This window comes from Stenotrophomonas sp. TWI602 (assembly GCF_039674045.1).
Taxonomy (GTDB): domain Bacteria; phylum Pseudomonadota; class Gammaproteobacteria; order Xanthomonadales; family Xanthomonadaceae; genus Stenotrophomonas.
The window spans coordinates 97794-121467 of record NZ_JBDJMT010000006.1 but is presented as its reverse complement, the minus strand read 5'-3'; the positions used below and the strand labels follow the sequence as shown (position 1 = coordinate 121467).

At 64.1% G+C, this 23674-nt stretch carries 14 protein-coding genes and 1 pseudogene; 10 read left to right on the top strand and 5 right to left on the bottom strand.

Annotated elements, in window-relative coordinates; translation table 11 throughout:
* The first annotated feature begins 37 nt into the window (after positions 1-37).
* Entirely contained in the window at positions 38-226 is a 189-nt protein-coding gene (locus ABE483_RS08765; RefSeq protein ID WP_313212940.1) for a nuclear transport factor 2 family protein, read from the top strand.
* Here ABE483_RS08765 and ABE483_RS08760 read toward each other — a convergent pair.
* A complete protein-coding gene (locus ABE483_RS08760) occupies positions 221-964 on the bottom strand; it encodes a hypothetical protein (protein ID WP_346481528.1) in 744 nt (247 codons plus the stop codon). The two genes, ABE483_RS08765 and ABE483_RS08760, sit on opposite strands and share 6 nt — an antisense overlap.
* Before the next feature lie 68 nt (positions 965-1032).
* On the opposite strand from ABE483_RS08760, the gene ABE483_RS08755 reads away from it, so the two are divergent.
* The 3 genes from ABE483_RS08755 (at position 1033) to ABE483_RS08745 (ending at position 3464) form a co-directional block, all read left to right on the top strand.
* Entirely contained in the window at positions 1033-2049 is a 1017-nt protein-coding gene (locus ABE483_RS08755) for a helix-turn-helix domain-containing protein (protein WP_346481527.1), read from the top strand.
* A gap of 90 nt (positions 2050-2139) precedes the next feature.
* Positions 2140-2985 carry a type 1 glutamine amidotransferase domain-containing protein gene (locus ABE483_RS08750; RefSeq protein ID WP_346481526.1) on the top strand — a complete coding sequence of 282 codons (846 nt, stop codon included), beginning with the start codon at positions 2140-2142 and terminating at the stop codon, positions 2983-2985.
* Between the two features lie 32 nt (positions 2986-3017).
* Entirely contained in the window at positions 3018-3464 is a 447-nt protein-coding gene (locus tag ABE483_RS08745; RefSeq protein WP_121040371.1) for a nuclear transport factor 2 family protein, read from the top strand.
* Positions 3465-3542: 78 nt separating this feature from the next.
* Here ABE483_RS08745 and ABE483_RS08740 read toward each other — a convergent pair whose 3' ends face one another.
* Positions 3543-4577, bottom strand: a complete 1035-nt coding sequence (locus tag ABE483_RS08740) for an alpha/beta hydrolase (RefSeq protein WP_346465869.1) — start codon at positions 4575-4577, stop codon at positions 3543-3545.
* Between the two features lie 165 nt (positions 4578-4742).
* Here ABE483_RS08740 and ABE483_RS08735 point away from each other — a divergent pair, with 165 nt between their 5' ends.
* Positions 4743-5639, top strand: a complete 897-nt coding sequence (locus tag ABE483_RS08735; protein WP_123730014.1) for a LysR family transcriptional regulator — start codon at positions 4743-4745, stop codon at positions 5637-5639.
* On the opposite strand, the gene ABE483_RS08730 is transcribed toward ABE483_RS08735, so the two are convergent.
* Together ABE483_RS08730 and ABE483_RS08725 are read right to left on the bottom strand one after the other, a co-directional pair.
* On the bottom strand, positions 5634-6968 hold the full coding sequence (locus tag ABE483_RS08730; RefSeq protein WP_346481525.1) for an MFS transporter: 1335 nt from the start codon (positions 6966-6968) through the stop codon (positions 5634-5636). The two genes, ABE483_RS08735 and ABE483_RS08730, sit on opposite strands and share 6 nt — an antisense overlap.
* Before the next feature lie 203 nt (positions 6969-7171).
* Positions 7172-7642, bottom strand: a pseudogene (locus tag ABE483_RS08725) (methyltransferase domain-containing protein); the annotation flags it as partial.
* On the opposite strand from ABE483_RS08725, the gene ABE483_RS08720 reads away from it, so the two are divergent.
* From ABE483_RS08720 to ABE483_RS08700, 5 genes are all read left to right on the top strand, one after another.
* Positions 7641-10466 carry a response regulator gene (locus ABE483_RS08720; protein WP_346481524.1) on the top strand — a complete coding sequence of 942 codons (2826 nt, stop codon included), beginning with the start codon at positions 7641-7643 and terminating at the stop codon, positions 10464-10466. The pseudogene ABE483_RS08725 and the gene ABE483_RS08720 overlap by 2 nt on opposite strands.
* The gene (locus ABE483_RS08715; protein ID WP_346481523.1) at positions 10463-11683 is read left to right on the top strand and encodes an EAL domain-containing response regulator; all 1221 of its coding nucleotides are present in this window, start codon (positions 10463-10465) and stop codon (positions 11681-11683) included. The genes ABE483_RS08720 and ABE483_RS08715 overlap by 4 nt, the downstream gene beginning before the upstream one ends.
* Entirely contained in the window at positions 11680-12339 is a 660-nt protein-coding gene (locus ABE483_RS08710) for a response regulator transcription factor (protein ID WP_346481522.1), read from the top strand. Before ABE483_RS08715 ends, ABE483_RS08710 begins: the two co-directional genes overlap by 4 nt.
* Positions 12340-12473: 134 nt before the next feature.
* Positions 12474-15629, top strand: a complete 3156-nt coding sequence (locus ABE483_RS08705; protein WP_346481521.1) for a response regulator — start codon at positions 12474-12476, stop codon at positions 15627-15629.
* Positions 15630-15656: 27 nt separating this feature from the next.
* A complete protein-coding gene (locus ABE483_RS08700) occupies positions 15657-16298 on the top strand; it encodes a response regulator transcription factor (protein ID WP_346481520.1) in 642 nt (213 codons plus the stop codon).
* Positions 16299-16392: 94 nt separating this feature from the next.
* Here ABE483_RS08700 and ABE483_RS08695 read toward each other — a convergent pair whose 3' ends face one another.
* Positions 16393-23121 (bottom strand): ESPR-type extended signal peptide-containing protein, encoded by a 6729-nt coding sequence (locus tag ABE483_RS08695; protein ID WP_346481519.1) that lies wholly within the window; start codon positions 23119-23121, stop codon positions 16393-16395.
* Positions 23122-23674: the final 553 nt, after the last annotated feature.

The following is a 23674-nucleotide window of genomic DNA, read 5'->3' as shown; positions in this document are numbered from 1 at the left end:
GGACTCCGGGAATCGAATCCCCGCGTCCTGGAACGTAGTGCGCGCCCTTGATCCGACTGGGATCAGGCAGCCTGCTGGCGTCACCCCACACGCTGCGCAGGTGAAGCTGACGCTGGACTACCCTGGTTGGGATGGCGAAGACTACCTTGCCCTGCTGAACATCGATGGCAAGTGGATGATCGTGAGCAAATCATGGAGCGGCCAACGCAAGTCGCCGGCGTCATGAGTCGTCATCCTTCACGCTCACGTACAGCGTAGGCACGGCCTTCATGAAATCCCCCAGTCGTCCCATCTGGATCTGCAGATCATCGGGGAGGACGTCGGCCGCAGCGTCGAGCAGTGCCTGGCAGTGCTGCTCGAACGGTGCGACCACGCGACGGCGTGGCTCGAGCATGAAGGAGTAACAGGCCTGGCTCGACCACGGCGGGGGCGCCAGCGCGTAGTGCGAGCTGCCCAAGGCAAACAGCGGCGCGTGGCTCTCGCCTGGCAGCGACAGCGTGATGTCGTTGGCGTTCACCTCGGCCCGGGTGTGGGTGCGCTGGATCGCCCACGCATCGAGTGTGTTGCGGCCCGGCACCGGGCTTACGGTGCCGTCCACGGCGCCGGCCAGCAGGGACAGCGCGGCATCCACGCTCACACCGTAGTGGTCCAGCATGTGAGGCTCCAGCGCCATCCACAGCTGTATCGCGCCGGCCACCGGACCATACGCGTGCAGGATGTCTGCAGGTGCCAACGCCGGCAGCAGCGTGGACTGCACCAGCTGCGCGAGTTCCTCCACGCTGCGTGTGGCGCTGGTGACGGTCAGGAACAGATACGGCGCCATCCCCGCCCGCTCGGACGCCAGCATCGGCACGGCCACCGCCCCCCCGACCGCATTGCCACGCGCGCACGAGGGCAACACTGCGGCGCCCGCAAGCGCGGCCAACAGCCGGCGTCGCCGCGCCAGAAATTGAGTGTCATCCATGCGCAGAGAATACACGTGGGTAAAAGCGACCCGCTTGACGGGCCGCGTATTTTCTCAATACTGCGCCAATGCTCAGCCAACACTTTCTGTTCTTCTTCGCGATGCTGGGCGCCTTCAATGGCATCGTCGCGGCGTCGGTATTGTGGTGGCGCGCCAAGGGCGAGCCCACGCAGCGTTGGCTGTCGCTGCTGATCCTGATGGTGGGTGTGCGGACCGGAAAGTCCGTGGCCTTCCACTTCTGGCCGGATATTCCGCTGGTCGTTCTCCAGCTCGGGCTGACCGCCTGTTTCCTGATCGGCCCCTGCCTCTACTTTCTGGTGCGCTCCAGCCAACGGGAGACTGCCGGGACGGACACGAACGGCCGGTGGCACCTCGTCGCGCTGCTGGTGCTTGCCGTGGCAGTGAATGTCCTGCTGCCGTACACCCGCAATATCGAGCTGTGGCGGTACGTCATCACGCCGGGCATCAACTATGCCTGGCTGGGCTATCTGCTGCTCACCACCGTGCAGATGTATCGCCACCGCGCCCGGCTGCTGTCCTCGCCGTCCGCCCCGCTGCTGCTCGGCGCGCTGGCGGGCATCTGGATCATCTGGATCGCGTACTACACGGCCGGTTACACGTCCTATATCGTCGGCGCGCTGTCCTTCACCTTCGTTCTGGCGGTGAGCGTTCTGGTCGGGCTCCGGCTGCGCTCGGGCCGGGCGCCGATCGAGCCCTATCAGGACCGTCGAATTCCCGCGTCCGACGCCGCCGTTCAACTCCAGGCCCTGGCCGAGCTGATGGCGCGCGAGCGGTTGCATCTGGACCCCGCCCTGACCCTGCCCCGCCTCGCCCGCCGGCTTGGCATGCCCCAGACCCGGCTATCGCAGCTGCTCAACGACAACAACCAGACCTCGTTCAAGCAGTACCTCACCCAGCTGCGGGTGATCGAAGCCAAGGCCATCCTGCAACAGCAGCCTCCCAAGCCGCTGGATATCGTGGCGCAGGAAGCGGGCTTCCAGTCCATGTCGACCTTCTACAGCGCGTTCAAGAAGTGCGAGGGCGTCACCCCGGCGGCCTACCGCACGGCCGCCACACACTCCTAGAATCGATTCCCGCACTCCGGGAAGGCGCTGCAATACATTGATTTGAAAGCGATTGGATAGGGTGCTGGCTCCTTCCTGCGAGTCAGTGCCATGCAGACGTTACGTACCATCGCCACCTTCGTATTGCTCCTGCTCAGCGTCTGGCTGGGCGGTACCTGCACCACCGACGCTGCGCCGCGGAGCACCGTCCCCGCGGCCGTGGGGCAGCCCGCTGGCGGCCAGCAGGACCGCATCCTGTTCATCCTCGCCAGCGCCACGGTGCATGGAACCTCCACGCTCCCGGCCAGCGTCAGCTTTGGCGAGGTCGTGCATGCCTGGGATGTCTTCCATGCCGCCGGCTACGCGGTGGACTTCGTATCGCCCGACGGCGGCGCCGTACCGATTCTGGATGACTACGTCAGCGACGACGTGGCGCACCGTCTGGACGATGCCCGGATCATGCGCGGGCTGCGCGGCACCGTCACCCCGGCACAGATCGATCCCACGCAGTACCGGGCGGTGTACTACGTGGGCGGCAGCAATGCCATGTACGGGGTCGCCGAGAACGTGGCGCTGCAGCGCATTGCCATGCAGGTCTACGAGGGCAACGGCGGGGTCATCTCGGCGGTCTGCCACGGGACGGCAGGCATCGTGAATCTCCAGCTTGCCGGCGGCCAGTACCTGGTCTCGGGCAAGCGCATCAGCGGCTACCCCGAAGAGCACGAACGCCAGAATGCGCCCTACTTCCACCAGTTCCCGTTCCTGATCCGCCAGACCGTCGTGTCCCGCGGCGGTGCCTTCCGGACGGTGGAAAGCGATGACCCGCATGTCGAAGTCGATGGCCGGCTGGTGACCGGGCAGAACTATGCCTCTGCCACGCCGGTGGCGCAGGCCGTGGTCGAGGCGCTTCGCGTCCACACCGTGCAGGCGTCCAACCAGGCAGCCGCTCAACCCTGATCTCCCACACACCACACCCCTGAGGAAACACCATGAAAGTATCGATTCGATCCGTTGGCCTTGCCGCCAGCCTGTTCCTGCTGCTCCCCACCTCGGCCATGGCGCAGAGCACCGATCGTGAGGCGGTGGACAAGGTCATGCAGACCTTCATGCGCGCCTACATCACTGCCGACAACACGTTGGCCAAGGACGTCTTCCGGGCAGACGGCGTGATGATCGGCTACTCCGAAGCCCGTGGCAGCGCGCTGCAGATGCGGACCGGGGAACAGTTCGCAGAAGGCTTCAACGGCACGCCGGCGGCCAACGAGGCCCAGCGCAAGCGCCGCTATGAAATCGTGGACATGGCCACCAATCTGGCCGCCGTCCGCGTGATGCTGGATTACCCCGGCTGGGACGGCGTGGACTACGTGGTCCTGCTCAAGACCGATGGCCAGTGGAAGATCATGAGCAAGTCCTGGACCGGCCAGATCAAGCCCTGAGCCGGACCTGGCGGACGTGAAACCATCGCGTCCGGGTGCAGCCCGGACGCGATGGCCGCCCCGCACCCTGCGCCGGTGTCAGTCGGCGCTCAGGTTGCTCCTGAAGAACCGCGTCAGTGTCTCGAACGGAATCAGGTCGGCGCGATCATAAAGATCCACGTGTCCAGCACCGGGAACGATATGCAGCGCTTTGGGCTGCCCGGCCAGCGCGTAGGCCTTCTGGCTGAACTCCAGCGAGTGGGCCTCGCTGCCGGCGATGAACAGCATCGGGCGTGGCGAGATCGTCTCGATGTCATTGAACGGATAGAAGTTCACGAAGCGGACTTCGCTGGTCAGCATGCGGTTCTGCGTGGTCTCCAGCGTGCGGCCCTTGGGAATGGCGATGCCACGCGGGGTACGGTAGAACGCCCAGAACTCGCGGGTCACGGGATCGGCATCGGCGGGCAGCTGGATGGGAAGATAGTCGAGGAAGATTCCCTTGCCGGTCGTGAACTCGGTGTAGCGCTGCTCGGCCGCCTTGGCCAACATCGCCTTGCGCTGTTCCAGCGACACCGACTGGCCCAGACCGTTGCGCGTCACGTCGCCCATGTCATACATGCTGACCGTGGCAATGGCCCGCAGCCGCGGATCCATCTTGGCCGCGCTGATGGCGAAACTGCCGCTGCCACAGATGCCGAGCACACCGATACGCGTGCGGTCGATGAAGTCGCGGGTCCCCAGGTAGTCCACTGCGGCACTGAAAGCTTCGCTGTACATCTCGGGCGCGACCAGATTGCGCGGCTCGCCTTCGCTCTCTCCCCAGAAGGGCAGATCGATCGCCAGGGTGACGAAGCCCTGCTCGGCCAGCTTCTGCGCATACAGCATGGAGCTCTGCTCTTTGACCGCCCCCATCGGGTGGCCGACGATCACCGCGGCCGACGCGGTGGCGTTCGATGTCGCCTTGGGCCGGACGAGATTCCCCACCACCTCCATGTGGTACTGGTTCTTGAAGGTCACCCGTTCAACGGTGACCGTGTCACTTTTGTAGAAATTGTCTGCACCGGTAGGCATCGTGGCTCCCAGGGTCGTGAAGGAACTGGCGGCCAGCGCCAGCAGCAGGGCAAGTCGTTTCATGAGAGGTACTCAGTGAGAAATGCAGGGCGTTGGTAGGCCGGACCCACGGTAGCCCTCCGCAACCACCGTGATTAGCCGGGGGAATGTGGAAGGCGTGCTGAGCTCTGCTCACAATTCGTGGTGTTACTGTGGGCATCGCGCCCGACTCCTGATGCGGAATCAGCAATGGCTGTCCTGAAAACCAACGATCTGCAGGCGTTTCTGGCCGTCGCCAGGGAGCAGAGCTTCACCAAGGCCGCGGCACGGCTCGGGGTCTCTGCATCGGCGCTGAGCCACACCCTGAAACAGCTCGAGGCGCGCCTGGGGGTCCGGCTGCTGGCACGGACCACGCGCAATGTCGCGCCCACCGAAGCGGGCGAGCGGCTGATGCGCTCGATCGGCCCGCATTTCGACGCCATCGGCGAGAGCGTGGATGCGCTCGGCGATCTCCGTGACCGCCCCGCCGGCACCCTTCGCATCACCTGCAGCGACGATGCCATCGAGATGGTGATCCGGCCCAGGCTGGCGACCTTCCTGGCCGCGTACCCGGACATCACGCTGGAGTTCTACGTGGACTACGGATTCACCAACGTGGTCGAGGAACGCTTCGACGCGGGCATCCGCCTGGGCGAGGCGCTGAGCAACGACATGATCGCCGTCCGCATTGGTCCGGACTGGCGGCTGGTGGTGGTGGGCTCGCCTGCGTACTTCCAGCGCCATCCCAAACCCCGTACGCCGTACGAGATCACGGGGTTGCCCTGCGTCAACATCCGTCACCGGCCCGCAGGCAGCATCTATGCATGGGAGTTCGAAAAGGACGGCAAGGAATTCAGCGTCAAGGGAGAGGGGCAGCTGGTGTTCAACAGCATGTTCCATGTCATCAATGCCGCCGTGGATGGCATTGGACTGGCGTATGTGACCGAGGATCTTGCCGCGCCCTACCTCGCCAGCGGCCAGCTGGTGCAGGTACTGGACGAGTGGTGTCCGCTGTTTTCCGGCTACCACCTCTACTACCCCAACCGCCGGCAGGGATCGCCTGCGTTTGCCGCCCTCATCAACGCGCTGCGCCATCCCGCACTATGACGTGCGGGTGCGCGCGGTAAGTGCCGCCAGCAGCGAACCGGCAAGCAGCACCGCCGCGCTGACGATGAAGGTCGCGCGGTAGCCACTGCCGTCGAAAAGCAGCCCGCCCACCGTGGAACCCAGCGCGATGGAGAGCTGCACGACCGCCACCATCAGCCCGCCACCGGCCTCGGCATCATCGGGCATGGACCGGGCCAGCCATGCCCACCAGGCGACCGGTGCAGCCGTCGCCACCAGGCCCCAGGCAGCGAGAAGCACGAAGGCCATGCGGCTGGAGTGACCGAAGACGGTAAGCCCCAGCGCGATGACGGCCATGACCAGCGGGATGATCATCAGCGGCAGGTAGACGCTCTTCCGGATGCATCCCCCGATGAGCACGGTGCCGATGAAGCCGGCCACCCCCAGCGCGAGCAGCAGCATCGACAGCATGCCCACGCTCACATGCGTCACCGTTTCAAGGAACGGGCGCAGGTAGGTGAACAGCATGAACTGACCGCTGAAGAACACCCCGACGGCGGCCATCCCGCGCAGCACGAGCGGGCGCCGGAGAACAGCGAAGATGCTGCCGGTCGCCTGGCGAGGCGCCGGCTTCAGGGCAGGAAGACTGATCCATTGCCACACCAGTGCGATCACGGCGATCGGCAACAGGCACAGAAAGGCGCCGCGCCAGCCGATGATGCCGCCGAGGTAGCTGCCCAGCGGGGCTGCCACGACCGTCGCCAGCGCATTGCCGCCATTGAAGACGGCGAGCGCCTTGGGCACGCTCGCGGCCGGTACCACCCGTATCGCGATCGCGGCCGACATCGACCAGAAGCCGCCGATGACCACACCGATCAGCGCGCGCCCGATCATGTAGACCGGATAGCTGGGGGCGAGGCTGACGATGACACCGGAGATGCCCATCACCACGGTGAGCAGCAGAAGCAGTGTCTTGCGGTCGAGATCACCTGCGATGCGGGCGATGAACAGGCTGGTGATGACGGCGAAGGCACCGGAGATGGCAATCCCATAGCCGGCCCACCCTTCGGTAACGCCGAGCGAGGTGGCGATGGGCGTCAACAGACTGACCGGCATGAATTCCGAGGCGACCAGGCAGAACACGCACAGGGTCATGGCGAAGATGCCGGCCCAGTGCGCCGGCGCGGCGGCAGCGTGATGCGCGTCGCTCTGCGCGGGGAGGGAGGTGGCGACAGGGGGCATGGGGAGCACTCTCTGGAACAGGAATGGCGTTGCCGCCCTGCACAGTGCGCAGGGACGAGACAGGGACGTGGCGTTGGGCAGCGCGGACGACGCGCGACAGAGCTCGGACGTGTTTTCAGTGGGCGCCATGGTGGCCCACGCCGCGGGGACTGATAAGCAGCCCCCGGATTCATGGACTACTGAGGTTTTCTCAGCAGTGCGTCATCACCACCCCATCGAAGCGCTTCGACCAGCAGCGCGAACGCCGGCGAGTTCTGGCGGCGGCTTGGGTAGTAGAGATGGAAACCGGGAAAGGGCGGGCACCAATCCTGCATCGCCCGCATCAGCCGCTCCAGATCGCCACGCTGGTAACTGATGTCGGTGTCCTCGGTGAGCTCTCGAGCTCGTGTGAGCATTTTTTCGGACAAGTCGATACCGAGCACTTTGACGGCTCCTGCGGCTCGTGCCCTGCGGCAAAACCAACCGTATCCACAGCCAAGGTCCAGAACCCGTTTTCCCGTCAGCACAGGGAGCATAGCTTGGATCGCCGGCCACTCGGGTGCGGCCTCCAGACCGAACTGCGAGCGCGGCAGTCGGGCATAGCCATCAAAAAACGCCTGATTGTCGTAGATGTTCTGGGACACGCTGGACTCCGAATCGAATTCAATTCTAAAAATGGTCAAAGCCACAGGAAACACCCTTATTGGCAGTTCCAGCCCCCGTCTGGCCGGAGCTGAACGGACATGCCGACCTCCGCGTGAGGAGACGGCCTTTAAGGATTGGCTGATGGAATGGCTTGATACCTCTCCATAGCATGCTTTCATGCATCGCCTCCTCCCACAGCACCCCACGATCGACGCTCCTGCCGTCGCAGCCACCGTGCTGCTGCGGTGGCTGTCGGCGTGCATCCTGCTGTGCCTGGTCGGTACCGGGATCTTCTACGTCCTCGTTCAGCTGGGCGATGACGTCTCCGTACACAGGCGCGGGATGAACGCTGCTGCGTATCGAGCGCAGCTTTATGTGGACCAGCGCGAAGCCCTCCTGAACTATCTGGTCGACTCGGTCGTCAACGTCCACACCTCCAGCCGGAAGGCGCGCGCCTCGAGGCATGACGATGACCGGAACGTTCGTCGACTCCGATTGGGTACGGCGGGCGACGGACAGGAATTGACTCTGCTCCTGTCGGCACGGGCTGAAGAGACGTTGGCCGATTTTGGCGTGCGCTTGGTGCACATTGACGGCACCTCAGTGGCCGTTCGCTCGGCTGCTCACGAGGAGCCGAGCGCCAGTTTCATCTCTCGACAACACACCGTGGGAAGCCCGCTGGCACCGGATGGTGAACGACCTGGCGATAGCCGGGTGCGCTGGGTTGCACCAACACAGACGGGATCGCCCATTTATCTTTATCGGGCGATCGGCGGCGCGGAACCAGACGCTTCCCACTGGCTGGGATTGGCGATTGACTCGGACGCCATGATCGAGACCCTGAATGGCAATGGCATTGGCGACTTTGCTTTGCTGGACAAGCACGGGGAGGCAGTCCTGACGCAAGGGGAGCGCTCCCCTTCCGCAAACTGGATGCGTCGGCATGCGCAGGACGAGTTCGGATGGATCTGGGATGGCGCTCGTCCTCAGGGCCTGGCACTGGTCAAGGGCATTGGCGAAGACGGCTGGCGGCTGGTGTACCACGCGCCCCTGAGCCTGCTGCTGGTTGATCTCGCGCCCCATCTGGGCATTTCGCTGCTGATGTCCCTGGCTGGCGTGGTTGCGCTGCGTGCGCTGACCCGACGCATCGACCGCCAGTTGATCCAGCCGGCGCTGCTACAGCATCGACAACTCCTGGAGAGCTTCGATTTCGGCAGCACGGTGATCGAGATGGCGCCGGTCGGAGTTTGCGTGCTGCGCGGCCACGATGGCACCCCGATGGTGGAGAACCAGCTTGCACGTGACTGGCTTGGCAACGATGCCGCAGCAGGCGACTGGCTGGGCAATCTTCGAACCGGCAATGCGGACCCGCTGGGCGAACGTCGCAGCGCGGACTACACCACCAGCGATGGCCGACAACTCCAGGTGCTGGCCGCTCGGACCCGCTATCACGGCGAAGATGTCCTGCTGTGCGTTTTCAACGACGTGAGCAGACATCGTCAGATCCAGGCGGTCTTGTCCGCGGCAAAGCAGGCGGCTGACGCCGCCAGTCAAGCCAAGACTGCCTTTCTTGCCACGATGAGCCACGAGATCCGGACCCCTTTGTATGGCCTGCTCGGCACGCTGGAGCTGTTGGCGCATACGTCACTGGACGCTCGACAGAGCCAGTACCTTGCAACCATCGAGCAATCATCTTCGGCCCTGCTTCAGCTGATCAGCGAGATTCTGGATGTGACCAAGATTGAATCGGGTCAGCTCACCTTGGTCGTGGCACCGTTCTCCCCTTTGGATCTGGCGGAGTCGACCCTTCGTGCGTATGCGGCAGCCGCTGAACGGAAGGGAATACGGATCATGGTGTGCACCGACCCCAGGCTGCCGGACCAGGTCGTGGGCGACGCTGGTCGGATTCGGCAGATTCTGGGAAATCTGCTGAGCAACGCGATCAAGTTCACTGACAGCGGGAACATCTGCCTGCGCGTCCGGCTGGTCGCCCGTGAGGCGGATATGGTGTCCGTAAGCTGGCAGGTCACGGATACCGGCGTAGGCATCGCCCAAGCCGAGCATGCGCGTTTGTTCGAACCCTTCCGTCAGATCGGCACACACAACCGCTTGGAAGGTGCCGGGCTGGGATTGTCCATCAGCGACCGACTGGTGCGGCTGATGAACGGCGACATCCGTCTGGTCAGCGAGCCCGGCCTGGGCAGCAGTTTCACGATGGTGCTGCCCCTGAAGGCCGATTCGCGGGCCACGCCCGAGGGAAGTGCGCCCAAGTTGCTGGCGCAACCGCTGATCTATGTCCGGTGCTCTGTTTCCGAGTTGGCAGATAGTGGGAGCGAATGGCTGCAGCGGTGGGGTGCCACCGTGCATCGCTTTGAACCGGGGATGCCGCTCGCGCCGGACCAGGACGCCATTCTGCTCGACAGCGACCCACGCGGCTCTCCCCCCGTCAGCTGGCGGGGGCCCCGCGTCACCGCGCTGCCTGATGCCGGTGATACGCCCGTCGTTGATCCGGAGAACCCCCGCCACCTCACCGTCACAATGTTCAGCATCCGCGCCATTGCAAACGCGTTGGCGCGGCTGCAACAGAGCGACGCCCCTGTCCCGATGGCAGCGGTATCCCGACCCGACGCGCTGGACCTGCGGGTGCTGGTCGCCGAGGACAATCCGATCAATCGCATCATCATGAAGGAGCAGCTGGAAACACTCGGCTGCAGCGTCCTAACAGCAACCGACGGCCAGCATGCTTTGGAGCTGTGCCGGTCGCAACCGTTCGACGTGGTGTTGACCGACATCAACATGCCGCGCATGAGCGGGCATGCGTTGACCAGAAGCCTGCGTCAGCACGACATCCTTGTCCCAGTGATCGGCGCGACAGCCAGCGCCACCCCCGAAGAGCGTGAACGCTGCTTTGCCAGTGGCATGGCCGGCTACCTGGCGAAGCCGGTTGACATCGGTACCTTGCGCCGCGCCCTGACCCAACTGTCCCACGGAGCACCGGCATGACCATCCGCCATGTACTGATCCTGGAAGACCAGGCCTTCCAACGCAGCATGCTGGCTCAGCTCTTCAACAGCGCTTCGAGAACCCACGCAGATACCTCGGGCGATGGCGCCGATGCGCTGGCGATGTGCCACTGGCGTCCCTACGACCTGGTCGTGACCGACATGATGATGCCCGGGGTAGACGGCATTCAGTTCATCCAGAGCCTGGCAGCCCAGGATCGAAAGCCGGCACTGGTATTGGTCAGCTCGGCGTCGACACGCATGATGTTCTCCGCCCGTCTGATGGCCGAATCCTTGGGATTCAGCGTGCTTGCGATACTGCCAAAGCCCGTATCTCCTGGCGATGTTGCCGATGTAATGGCGTTGTTGAGCCAGAAGCAGGAGGGCGCGCATCGCGTCGCCGCCGTCAGCAAGGAGGCCAAGCTCCCGTTGGCGGCAAGCCGCGACACGTTGTGGCGGGCCATGAAGAGCGGTGAGATCACGGCGTGGTTCCAGCCGAAAAAATCGCTGGGCTCCGGCCTTGTGGTGGCGGCCGAAGCGTTGGTCCGCTGGTGCCACCCAGAACAGGGCTTGATATCGCCCGGTCAGTTCCTACCGTTGATCCAGGAAAACTCACTCGAGCTGGCACTACTGCAGCACATGGTGAAGATGAGCGTTCGCGCGCAGGCCCAGTGGCGCGCGAGGGGCTTTCGAATTCCCGTATCAGTCAATTTGCCTCCCCATCTCCTGGAGAGAAGCACCTTGCCGGAGGAACTGATGGAGCTGACCATTGAGCACGGCGGGTCGCCTGCTGATCTTTGTTTCGAGCTGATGGAGAGCAGCACCACCCGGCACGTGAGCGACTATTACGCTGGTGCCTGCCGCCTGCGCATGAAAGGCTTCGGGTTGGCCCAGGATGACTTTGGACAGGGACTGAGCTCCGTGCACAACCTGGTGAGCGCTCCATTCACCGAGGTGAAAATCGATCGTTCGCTGGTACATGGCTGCACGCGGGATTCTGCACTGCGGAGCGCCTTGAGCACCGTGATCACGCTTGGCCAGAAGCTCGGCCTCAACATCGTCGCCGAAGGAGTTGAGACGGATGAAGAGCTGTCCACGCTCCGTGCACTCGGCTGCACACAGGTGCAAGGCTACCTGATCTCCGCCGCGATCCCCCCAAACGCCTTCGCAGAACTTTTGAATGGTGAGACGCGCGCCCAGCGGAATGACGGCCGATGAAACGCAAGGACGGCCGAGGGACATCCCGCGTTGTGATTGCCGACGATCACCCGTTCATACTGGCGGGCGTTCGTGAACTGATCGAGCAGGACGGCCGATTCCGGGTGGTTGCACAGGCGAGTGATTCCGCCGCACTCATGAGGGCGCTCCATACGCAACAACCTGACATGCTGATCACCGACTACGTGATGCCAGGCGATTCCCGCACCTGCGATGGTTCCGTGCTCATCGGGAGGCTGCACAGGGCGTTTCCCTGCCTCCCCATTCTGATTCTGACAATGATCACCACCCCGTGGATGATCGATGAGATGTACAGAGTCGGGGCGCACTGCGTGATCACCAAATCGGGGGATCCCGGTGAGCTTCTCAGCGCGCTGGCAGCGGCACGGATGCAGCGCACTTATCGGTCACGTAGCGCTGGTCGTTCCAGCGCAACGTCTGATCACCCTCAAGCGCCTCGACACGGCCTGTCGCCGCGGGAACTGGAGGTCGTCAGGCTGTTTTCCAACGGCCAGACCGTGAGTGACATCGCGGCGAGATTCAATCGGAGCCGCTCTACCGTCAGCGCCCAGAAGGCCAGTGCGAAGCGCAAGCTCGGTACGAGGAGCGACCAGGAACTGGTGGCGCTGGGCCTGAACTTTGTCGGGTTGGGGTGACCAGGTCATCTCACGGGAGCCCGTGAATGGTTGCAGGGGTGAGACCGCTGGGGGACCTTCCCCGTTCCGTGCGCGGCAGGGTTCCTATCGATTATCCTTCGCAAGGGCCGCTCCGCCCGTCAGACGAGATATGCATGCCGGTCGAGTCCACTCCCGTGCGCTTGCTTGCGCGCAGGTCCCTGTGGCTGCACAGCCTGCTCGTGGGCACCATCGCCGTGGCCACCATTCAGGCCGGTCTTCTTCTCTCCAGCTCGCTACAGCTGCTTCGGGAAGAGCAGCAGAAGGTTGATTTCCACTTCAAGCGCCTTTCTGGTGCGCTGCACGAACAAGAGCGCTTCATGGCGCGCTGGCAGGGCCATCAGCTGGATCCCGCGGATTCAAAGCGCGCCACGCCACGCTTTCTGGACGCCAGTCCTTACCCCGCAGCCTTCTCTCCATTTTCCGTCGTAAGCAGCACCGGATCCCCCCCTTCACCCGCAGCAATGGAGTTGGGCAGAGCTTTCTCAGGGTTCTATGGCAGCTTTTGGTCCGATTCGCGCTATCCGTCGCCCCGTTGCCTCCTGCTCGATGGTGCCGGCACGATGGCAGCGCTGGTGCCGCATGCGCTCCCCATAAGCGGTTCCGATAACACTGCGGATCCAACCCTGCGCCGGATGATGGGCATCATTCACGCAGAAGCCTCGATCACGAGCCCGCAGAACGGCGGCATGGGGTGGCACCGACGCGATCTGGCCGATGGGAGCCGTTGGCTGCTGTCCATCATGCGCTCTCCCCAGGATGCGGCCCTATGGGCCAATGGCGGGACCCCGGCGATCTCCTGCATGCTGGATGTGTCCCGCATCGACGACCACCAGCAGGTGCTTGGAGAGCCTATTTACGACCGGCTTTCGATCCTGGCCCCAGACGGGCGGCTGCTCTACGGGCCGGAGGTCGATGGTGGCAGCGGGCAAAGCAGACAATACAGTGCAGGGAGTATTACCTATCGCATGCGTGACGCTGAAGGCTGGCAAGCGGTCTATCAGGTCGGCTGGGCGCGCGTGCTGCTTCACCAGCGTTGGCCTCTGATCGGCGGCGTGATTGCGGCCATCCTGCTTGCGCTCGGTGGCATCGTGGCGCTTCGCAGCTACCGCCGCTCCGTCCTGGTGCCGCTGCGCAGGAATCAGGAACGGCTGCAGGAGAGCGAGGCGTTCAGCCGTACCGTCCTGGAGGCCGCTCCGATCGGGCTGTGTCTTCTTCGCAGCAGTGATGGCAGCGTGGTACTGGAGAATGCGCTGGCTCGCGAGTGGCTGGGTGCTCGACACGACGCTCCCGGCTGGGATGGCACGTGGCGTCAAGATGCACTGACGTTGGTGAAATCCGGGCAGAGCCGCACGATCCCCTACCGGACACCGGATGGACGCCACCTGCTGATCAATACCACCCAAGCCCGGTATCGCGGCGAGCCTGTCACCCTTTGCCTGTTCATCGATCTCACTGCGCAGCATGAAGCCGAGCAGGTTCTACAACAGGCTCGGCAGGAGGCCGATCAGGCGAACCGCGCCAAGAGCCTGTTCCTGGCGACCATGAGCCATGAGATCCGCACCCCCCTGTACGGCGTCCTGGGCACGCTGGAGCTGCTCGGGCTCACCGCGTTGGACAGTCAGCAGAGAGACTACCTGAGCACCATCCAGCATTCGTCATCCACGTTGATGCAGTTGATTGGTGACATCCTGGACGTGTCCAAAGCCGAAGCCGGACAGCTGGTCCTGGAGCCCGTGCTGTTCTCCCCTGCCGACCTCACCGAAGAGGTGCTCCGCTCGTATGCCGCGTCCGCGACGCGGAAGAACCTGCAGCTGTATGCCTGCATTAATGGCGACGTGCCTGAGCACGTCCACGGCGACGGCGCGAGGATACGTCAGGTCCTGAACAACCTGGTCAGCAACGCCATCAAGTTCACCGAGGCCGGCCGCGTGGTCATCCGGCTTCAGCCACGGGACGTGAGCGGGCGAAAGGCGACGCTCGCCTGGCAGGTGGCCGATACCGGGATCGGGATCGAGGAACACCATCAAGCGCATCTCTTCGAAGCGTTCTATCAGGCCAATCCGGGCGCCGATGCGCAGCGGGGCACCGGCCTTGGGTTGGCGATCAGCGCGCAACTGCTGGGCCTGATGGGCGGCCAACTGAGATTGGTGAGTGACACGGGGCTTGGGAGCAGTTTCAGTTTCGAGCTCGAGCTGGACCGGCCAGAGGATTCCTCCCCGAGCGGACGTTCCGCCGACGCAGAGCAGCGCGTTTACGTGCGCTCGCCGGCCGGCGAGCTGGTTGACACCCTGTGCGCCCGTCTGCGCAAGCGCGGTTTCCTCGCGCAGGGGCTTCACCGGGACCCGGGCATGGATGCGATCCCCGGCACGCCTCTTCTGGAGATCCCCATGAATGGACCGATCGGCGCATGGCACGGCCCTCACGTGGTCGCCCGCACCGGCGGCGGCGATCATCCCCAACAGGTCAACGGCGTATGGCTGGTATCCATGCACCGCCTCGATGCGATGGTCGATGCACTGCTCCTCGCGGCCGGCCGCCCACTGCCCCTGCAGAGAGAACCGTCGGCCAAGGCGTTCCAGCCGCTCCACCTGAGCGTTCTGGTCGCAGAGGACAACCCCATCAACCAGATGATCCTGCGTGAACAGCTGGAACGACTCGGGTGCCATGCCGTCGTCGCCAGTGATGGCGCCGAGGCATTTGATTATTGGACACGTCGTCATTTCGATGTGGTCATCACCGACCTGAACATGCCGCATGTCGATGGCTATGCACTGGCAGAGCGGCTGCACGGGCACGGCGTCACGGCCCCAATATTCGGTGCCACTGCCAATGCCGACCCCATTGAGCGCGCGCGTTGCCGCAGCGTGGGCATGGCCGACTGTCTGGTGAAGCCCATCCGGCTGGACGATCTGTACCGACATCTGAGCCCCTTGGCTGTTACCGGATCGAGCCCGGATGTCCTCTCGGTCACTCCGCGGATGCGGACGGTCTTCCTGGAAACCATGCGTGCTGATATAGCCGCACTGGTGAGATCACAGGAGACCGGGGATCTGCAGGGCGTCAAGCACATGCTGCATCGCCTGCGTGGTGCGCTGGTCATAGCGTCGGCAGAACCGTTGGCCGATGAGAGCAAGCGCATCGAGGATAGAATCGACGACGGCGCCAGTGCGGAGGATTGCGCATCTGGCATCGAGGCGTTCATTGTCCGATTGGAACGCGCCCTGGCCCATCTCGAGTCGACATCCGCCGACCCGACCGATCCACCTTGACCTTTCCCGCGATCCGGAGACCCCACCTTGAAGACCAAGATCGTCATTGCCGACGACCACCCGATTGTGCTGGCGGGCATCGCCGATCTTGTTGATCGCGACCCGCGCTTCCAGGTCGTCGGTCAGGCACAGGACCCGGCCGGGCTGGTGGAACTCGCACAGCAACATGCGCCGGACATCATCATCACCGACTACAGCATGCCTGGTGACGAGCGTATGGGGGATGGGATCAAGCTCATTTCCTACCTGACCCGCAATTTCCCGGACACTCGCGTTCTGATACTGACGATGGTGTCCAACCCCTCCATCGTTGCCGAAATGTACCGCGCGGGTGCCAACGGTGTGGTGCGCAAGAGCGGGAATCTCAATGAGCTCGACGGGGCCCTGACCAGCCTGCTGGCACAACGGATCTACCGTTCCCCCGAACTGCCTCGCGAAGAAATGGTACCTGAGGCTGGCGAGCCCACCTCGGCTGCCACCTTGTCGCCCCGGGAATTCGAAGTGATTCGGCTGTTCGCCAGCGGCCAGAGCGTTGGCGATATCGCGCGCGCGCTCAATCGCAGCACCAAGACAGTCAGCACCCAGAAGATCAGCGCCATGCGCAAGCTGGGCACCCGGACGGATCAGGAACTGGTGGCGTTCTGTCTGGACTCAGGCCTTTTCGGCTGATCGAGGCGCGGTTGCTCCGCAGGAAAACGTAGAAAAGCCCGCGATCTTTCGACCGCGGGCTTCTTTTTACACTACGACGGTAAGCTCTCTCCGCTTACCAGCTGATGCCGGCACCTGCCGAGACGCTCTGGTCGCTGCCACTGAAAGCACCGCCCAGCGAGACCGACACGTTCTTCTTCTCGCCGAGGATGCGCTGGTAGCCAACGGCCAATGCACTGCGACCGTTCTGCGACCCGATACCGGCGCCCAGGCGGTTGTCGCCGCTCAGACCGGCCGTATTGATGGCCATACCGGCGTAGGCCGCACTGATGGCACCCATCCGGTCGATGCGCTTGTCCATCGACTGGAAGCGGCTGTTGGACCAGTCATGCTCGGCCTTGAAGCGGTCATCCATCTGCTGCAGATTGACTGCGTCAGTGCCCTGGATACCCGCGGCGACATTGCTGACAACACGTTCCGAACCCGCCGAGCCCATCGACACTTCATTATCTCGGGTGGTGGTGGATCCGCTGCCGATGGCAACCGAGTTGTCGTTCGTCACCTTCGCACCCTCACCGATGGCAACCGAGCCGGTACCACTGGCCGCGCTGCCCTCGCCGACGCTGATCGCGCCAGTGCCACCGGCCGAGCTGCCACCACCGACGCTGATGGAGCCGGTGCCGGCCGAGCTGCCACCGCCGACGGCGATCGAGCTGTCGCCCTCCGCCTTGCTGCCGTCGCCGACGCTCACCGCACCTGAACCGCCGGCCGAACCGCCGCCGACAATCAGCGCACCTTCGCCAGCACCCGGACCAACCAAACCGCCCTCGGCTGCACCGTCGCCGGCAGGATTGCCGTTGCCGTTGCCGTTGCCGTTGCCGTTGCCGCTCCCAATCGAGCCCTCAGCAATGCCCTTCTCAATGGTGCCGACACGACCATCGAGCCCATCCATCCTGCCCTGGATAGCGGCATTCATGTCGAACAGCTGGCCACCGTTGATCGCTTCCATGCTGCCCGCGCCGATGAACCCGCTGGCGACGTTGGCCAGTACGGTTCCCTGGCTACCGCCCAGGGTGGCACGCGACAGATCGGCACCGTCGTAGGTCAGCACGCTCAACGTCTGGCCACTGACCGGATCGATCGCACCGGCTGCACGCAGCTGGGCAATCGTCACCACGTCGTCCTCCTCCGTGCCGTTGGCAACACCGCTGACGCGACGCTTGCCGTCGGTGCCTTCCATGTCGACGAGGGTACCGCCCTGCGCTGCAGCGACCTGCACATTGCCGGTGACCTGATCAACGGTGACCAGACCGGACGTGCCGTTGGACAGTTCCTTGATGGTCGTGCCCAGCGTGGTGAGCTCGGTTGCGTTGATGGTCGTGCGGTCATCGATGTTGGTGATGGCATCGCCGAAGTTGGTCACCGTAGTCCCACCGACCGTGTAGCTCGGCTGGGAGACAGTGCCGTCCGCGTTGACGACCGAACCGCCACCGATGGCTGTGGCCACACTCTGTGCAGTGCCCTTCAGCTGGGCAACATTCACCGCATCGCCTTCGGCGCTGCCTGCAGCAACGTTGGTCAGCGTGCGTGCTTCGTTGTCACTGTTGGCAAAGTCGACCGTGGTGCCCGCTTGGGCCGAAGCGACCTTCACGGTGTTGGACGCCGCATCGAAGGTGACCATGCCACTGGTGCCTGCCGTCAGCGCCTCGAACTGCTTACTCAGGTTGGTCACGCTGCTGCTATTGCCCGTGACACGCCCATCCAGGTCGGTCAGCGAGGTGTCCACTGCAGCGAAAGTGTCGCCGACGTTGCTGTAGCGGCCGCCACCGATCGTGAAGCTCGGCGCGGTGACGGAACCGTCTGCCGCAATGGAGGCGCCTCCGCCGATCGCGGCGGCAACGCCCTTCACCTGGCCGACGTTGGCCGCGTCGGTGTCTGCGCTACCCGCCTTGACGTTGGAGAGGATTGTGCCCTCAGCACCCGCCAGGCTGACCGTGCCCTTGTCGGCATCGGTGTAGGCCACAGCCAGCGGATTGGCTGCACCACCGCTGCCACCGTTCTCACCCACGTACTTCTTCAGCTGACTGAAGTTGACAGCATCGGTTTCGGCCGTGCCGGCCGCCACGTTGGTGATTTGCCGCTCGTTCTTCAGGCTACCGACCGACACCGTGTTGGCACGGGTATTGGTCGTGTTGCTGCCCAGCGACATCGCATTGGTCGCGCCAGCGCCCACGCTGGCGTTACGGCCAAAGGCCATGGAGTTGGTGGCCGTGGCCTCGATGTTGGCCAAGGTGCCGATGGCCACTGCATTATCAGCGTTCGCGCGGGTGCTGTTACCCAGGGCAATGCCATTCATGCCCGCCGAGCGCGCGTTCGCGCCGACGGCCAGCGTGTAGGCACCGGTGGCACGCGCACCGTTACCCAGCGCCGTGGAATTGTCGGCTTCGGCCCGCGCGGAGCCCATCGCCAGAGCGCCCTGACCCTCGGCGTAGGCGCCACCGCCAATCGCCGCAGCCTGCGAACCCTTCGCATAGGAGGCGCCACCAATCGCCGTGGCAATACTGCCGATGGCGCTGGTCGATGCACCAATGGCCACAGCGGAGTTGTTCAGATCCACTACAGCCGCATCGGAGCCTTCAGGGGCATCGATCTTGATGAATGAATCGTCCACGACGCCGCGTGCATCCAATGCGGCGAAGCGGCTATCCACATCCTTGAGCGCGCTCTGGGTCCGCGTGTTCTGGCCGGACACCATCGACACAAGCTGGCGGTAGTTGACCGCGTCGTAGTTGCCCTCACCGTCGGCAACATTGGTGATGCGACGTTTCTGGTCATTACTGCCAACGGACACCGTGTTGTTCTGGTCGGCGACCGAGTTGATGCCGATGGCAACCGAACCGAACGCACTTGCCTTGGCCGCCGTGCCGCCGCCCTTGCCACTGAACCACGGATTGGCGGTTGCAGCGGTCAGCTGGCTGACATTGACCGCGTCGCTGCTGTCCACGCCAGCGGCGAGGTTCTTCAGGCGCACCGGTTCACTGCCAGCGATCTTACCCAGCGTCACCGAACCATAGTTGGTCGAACCGTCCTTGTTCTGGCCGTAGACAACAGCGGCCAACGCATTGCCCTTGTCGTCCACCAAGCCCGTGCCGGACAACTTTTCGTCCAGCTGCTTCGCTCGGCCGTCCAGGTCAGACAGCGAGGTGTTGACGGCGCCGAATGCACTGCCCACATCGCCGTGCTTGGTGGTACCCACGGTGTAGCTCGGTGCCGCAATGCTGCCGTCGGCCTTCACGGTGGAACCACCGCCCAGGGCTGCTGCCACCGAAGCGGCGGTGCCCTGCAGCTGAGCGCCGTTGATGGCCTCGGTGCTACCGGCGGCTACCGAACCGGCGGCCACATTCGACAGCTTCACCGCAGCATCCTTCGAGCCCAGGGTCACGGACGCATAGTCAGCCGAACCATCCTTCTTTTGGTCATAGGTAACGGCGGCCAGGCTCTTGCCATCCTCGCCCACCATGCCCATACCTGCGAGCTGTTCCGCCATGGACTTGGCACGGCCATCCAGATCAGTCAGCGAGCTGTTCACCGCACCGAAAGCGCCGCCGACGTCGCCGTACTTGCCGCTTCCCACGGTATAGCTTGGCGCGGTCAGCGTGCCGTCAGCCTTCATCACCGCGCCGCCGCCCAGAGCCGCCGCCACCGAAGTGGCCGTCCCCTGCAGCTGTGCACCGTTAATGGCATCCGTGCTCGCGGCGGTCACCTTGCCGGCGGCCACGTTCGAGAGCTTCACGGCGGTATCCGCATTGCCCAGCGTAACCGATGCGTAGTCCGCCGAGCCGTCCTTCTTCTGGTCGTACGTCACTGCCGCGATGGCATTGCCCTTGTCATCCACCAATCCACTGCCGGCAAGCTGCTCGGCGAGATCATTGGTCCTGCCATCCAGCGCCGTGACCGATGTGTCCAGAGCGCCCAATGCGCCACCGATGGAGGCATGCGGCTTACCACCAACGTTGTAGCTCGGCGCCGAAAGGGTGCCGTCGGCCTTGACCGTGGAGCCGCCACCCAGGGCCGCTGCCACGGAAGCAGCCGTACCCTGCAGCTGAGCGCCGTTGATGGCGTCGGTGCTGGCGGCGGTCACCTTGCCGGCGGCCACGTTCGAGAGCTTCACGGCAGTGCCCGGCGTGCCTAGCGTCACCGAAGCCCGGTCAGCCGAACCATCCGCCTTCTTGTCGTAGGTCACGGCGGCCAGGGCGTTGCCCTTGTCGTCCACCAGGCCGCTGCCCTTGATCTGGCTGGCCAGGTCATTGGTACGGCCGTCCAGATCGGTCAGGGATGTATCCACAGCCCCCAGAGCGCTGCCGACGGAGCCATGCTTATTGCCACCCACGGTGTAGCTCGGCGCCACGAGGGTGCCGTCGGCCTTGACCGTCGAACCGCCGCCCAGCGCGGAGGCAACCGAAGAGGCCGTGCCCTGCAGCTGCGCGCCGTTGATCGCTTCGGTGCTGGTGGCCGAGACGGCGCCAGCCTTCACGTTGCTGATCGTCGTGCCGTTTTCGCCGGCCAAGGCGAGCGAGGCTTTCGTTTCATCGGCGTACGACACCGTCAGCGGACCACCACCATTGGAACCGACGAAGCTCTTCAGCTGGCTGAAATTGACGGCGTCGGTGTCAGCGGTACCGGCCGCCACATTCGTGATCTGCCGCTCGTTCTTCAGGCTACCGACCGACACCGTGTTGGCACGGGTATTGGTCGTGTTGCTGCCCAGCGACATCGCATTGGTCGCGCCAGCGCCCACGCTGGCGTTACGGCCAAAGGCCATGGAGTTGGTGGCCGTGGCCTCGATGTTGGCCAAGGTGCCGATGGCCACTGCATTATCAGCGTTCGCGCGGGTGCTGTTACCCAGGGCAATGCCATTCATGCCCGCCGAGCGCGCGTTCGCGCCGACGGCCAGCGTGTAGGCACCGGTGGCACGCGCACCGTTACCCAGCGCCGTGGAATTGTCGGCTTCGGCCCGCGCGGAGCCCATCGCCAGAGCGCCCTGACCCTCGGCGTAGGCGCCACCGCCAATCGCCGCAGCCTGCGAACCCTTCGCGTAGGAGGCGCCACCAATCGCCGTGGCAATACTGCCGATGGCGCTGGTCGATGCACCAATGGCCACAGCGGAGTTGTTCAGATCCACTACAGCCGCATCGGAGCCTTCCGGGGCATCGATCTTCAGAAACGGGCTATCCAAACCGACACGGCCTGTCTGCTCGCTCAGCGCCGACAGGCGCGTGTTGACGTCCTTCAGTGCACGCTGGGCGCTCGAACTGGCGTTACCCACCAGGGCCGTAACCTGGCCATAGGTTGCGGCATCGCTTTCTTCCTGGGCCGACGCCAGGTTCGTGATGCGACGCTTCCCCGACGTCGAGCCCACCGACACGGTGTTTGCCTGGTCGGCCACCGAGTTGATGCCCAGAGCCACCGAGTTGAAGCCGGTCGCCTTGGCTGCCGTGCCACCGCCCTTGCCAGCGATGAACGCGCTCTCCGCCGGCGACGCGCTGGCCACAGCGGTCTTCAGCTGGTCAAGGTTGACGGCGTCACCGCCGTCGGTGCCGGCGGCGACGTTCTTCAGCTGCACAGCACCGGTGCCGTTGCCCAGGGTCACCGAGCCGTAGTTGGTGACGCCCTTCTTGTCGCGATCATAGGTCACCGCGGCAATGGCGTTGCCATCGGCGGCCAGCACACCGCTGTTGGTGAGCTTGTCCTTCAGCTCGGTAGCGCTGCTGCTCAGTCCAGCCAACGCATTATCCAGGTTCTGGTTCTTGCCATCCACCTTGTAGGTGGGGCCCGTCACCACGCCGGTCTTGGCGTCGATGGAAGCGCCGCCGCCCAGCCCAGCAATCAGCGGAGTCAGCTGACCAACGGTTGCGGCGTCGGACGCGGCCGTGCCGGCGGCAACATTCTTCAGCGCGACCTGACCGGTTCCATTGCCGAGCGTTACGGCCTGATAGTTGGCAGCGCCGTTGGCATCACGGTCATACGCAACCGCCGCAATGGACTTCCCGTCGGCCGCGACCAGGCCGCTGCTGGCGAGCTTGTCCTTCAGTACGCTGGTGTTGGCGTCGAGACTCGCCAGCGCGTCGCCCAGGTTGGCCTTGTCCTTGCCATCCACCTTGTACGTCGGGCCAGTAACAGTGCCCGTGGTGGCGTCAATGGCGGCGCCTCCACCCAAACCCCTCACAAGCGGGGTCAGCTGACCGATGGTTGCGGAGTCGGAAGCGGCGGTGCCAGCGGCGACGTTGACGATTCGACGCTTGAATGCCGCGCTACCCACTGATACGGTCTTGCCTTCGGGTGCTTGAGAATCATAGCCAATGGCAACAGAAAGGACGCCCTCGGCCTTCGCTGCATAACCCATCGCTAAAGAATTTTTCCCGATCGCCTTCGCGCCGGCGCCGATTGCCGTGCCAAAATCTGCGTCTGCCAAGGCACCTCTGCCCAATGCCGTTGCCCCGATGCCCTTCGCGCTCGCGTCTTCCAAAGTCGCAGTCGTCGCGGCACCAATAGCGGTGTAGGCCTGGACTTCCGCAGCAGTCGCCCTCGTCTGGATTCCGGTGGGAACTCCCTGCGCGACGGCCTCACAGCGGAGTCCATCTTGGGAAATGGCCTGACCTGCTTCGCACTGCAGCGAGTCAGGCGAATCGGCGGCCAATGCCGCGCCAGCCGGGAGCGCCAGCACCAGCGCCATTGCCTTTGCCAGGCGGGTGCGGTTCTTCTTGCCACGTGCAGCGGCCAGCTCGTGGGCAACAGCCCACGTACCAGTCGATGCGTTGAAGATCAATCTGTAAACAAAGTTCATGGGAGCTTTCCAGAAGCTGCGCAGCGCGCCGCGGATGAGGAGGAGTGGTCGTGAATTCCGGTCTTCCCGGATGCAGCCATCCTCGGCATCTGCCGCTTCTAGATAAATCAGAGCATTCTTAAAAATGATGAATCGGCCGCTTGCCCCTTTCGCCGCATTCAGACTCGTGCTACCCAGAGAGATGGTTGCAGGACCAAGCACACCATCACCTGATGGCTTGCGAGCGTTCCCATAGGTGGCGCTAAAGCTCCTGAGCTACGGGGCAAATGCCAGCACGCGCCCTCCAGTCGCATACGCAGCCAAGATCCGCCCGGCCAAGCGTAGGGGCGAAGGGCGACTGGAAGACTAGAGCGAGTGAGGATCATCAGCTGAGGGACCGCCGTGATCAGGTATAGGCAAGCAGAATCTTGTGATGTCCGCTTGCGGCGAACAGAAGACATGCTACGCGGCGGGTGCCGCATGCTGACCGCATTGTAATAGGTTGCAACGATCCGGTTGCAGATTCTTCCCGATTACAGTAAACAAGCATGCCGGGCAAGGTTGGTAGCACTCC

What these genes read in the sequence shown, in the direction of transcription:
- ABE483_RS08760 (WP_346481528.1), bottom strand. Translation starts at nt 964, where the DNA reads ATGGATGACACTCAATTTCTGGCGCGGCGACGCCGGCTGTTGGCCGCG.
- ABE483_RS08755 (WP_346481527.1), top strand. Translation starts at nt 1,033, where the DNA reads ATGCTCAGCCAACACTTTCTGTTCTTCTTCGCGATGCTGGGCGCCTTC.
- ABE483_RS08750 (WP_346481526.1), top strand. Translation starts at nt 2,140, where the DNA reads ATGCAGACGTTACGTACCATCGCCACCTTCGTATTGCTCCTGCTCAGC.
- ABE483_RS08745 (WP_121040371.1), top strand. Translation starts at nt 3,018, where the DNA reads ATGAAAGTATCGATTCGATCCGTTGGCCTTGCCGCCAGCCTGTTCCTG.
- ABE483_RS08740 (WP_346465869.1), bottom strand. Translation starts at nt 4,577, where the DNA reads ATGAAACGACTTGCCCTGCTGCTGGCGCTGGCCGCCAGTTCCTTCACG.
- ABE483_RS08735 (WP_123730014.1), top strand. Translation starts at nt 4,743, where the DNA reads ATGGCTGTCCTGAAAACCAACGATCTGCAGGCGTTTCTGGCCGTCGCC.
- ABE483_RS08730 (WP_346481525.1), bottom strand. Translation starts at nt 6,968, where the DNA reads ATGGCGCCCACTGAAAACACGTCCGAGCTCTGTCGCGCGTCGTCCGCG.
- ABE483_RS08720 (WP_346481524.1), top strand. Translation starts at nt 7,641, where the DNA reads ATGCATCGCCTCCTCCCACAGCACCCCACGATCGACGCTCCTGCCGTC.
- ABE483_RS08715 (WP_346481523.1), top strand. Translation starts at nt 10,463, where the DNA reads ATGACCATCCGCCATGTACTGATCCTGGAAGACCAGGCCTTCCAACGC.
- ABE483_RS08710 (WP_346481522.1), top strand. Translation starts at nt 11,680, where the DNA reads ATGAAACGCAAGGACGGCCGAGGGACATCCCGCGTTGTGATTGCCGAC.
- ABE483_RS08705 (WP_346481521.1), top strand. Translation starts at nt 12,474, where the DNA reads ATGCCGGTCGAGTCCACTCCCGTGCGCTTGCTTGCGCGCAGGTCCCTG.
- ABE483_RS08695 (WP_346481519.1), bottom strand. Translation starts at nt 23,121, where the DNA reads ATGAACTTTGTTTACAGATTGATCTTCAACGCATCGACTGGTACGTGG.